This is a genomic window from Pseudomonas sp. P106(2024) (assembly GCF_057480815.1).
On the sequence record NZ_JBLIYU010000079.1, the window covers coordinates 1 to 212 of the forward strand.

1 protein-coding gene is annotated in these 212 nt (G+C 62.7%); it reads left to right on the top strand.

Going from position 1 to position 212, the window contains the following annotated elements:
• A partial coding sequence (locus tag AC25M7_RS25575) for an immunoglobulin-like domain-containing protein (protein ID WP_486971651.1) occupies positions 1 to 212 on the top strand: 212 nt, incomplete at both ends.

The following is a 212-nucleotide window of genomic DNA, read 5'->3' on the forward strand; positions in this document are numbered from 1 at the left end:
GGCACCAAGGTCACCATTCCGGCCGGCAGTGCCAGCGGCACCTTCACCATCACCGCCCCTGACGACGTGTTCGTCGGCGGCCAGCCTTCGATCGTCAACAAGATCGAATCGGTTGCCGGTGGCGACAACTTCGAGAAATTGACTCTGGGTGACAACACCGTCACCACGACCGTGACCGACGAGCCGGGCACTGGCACTCCAGGCACCGACAA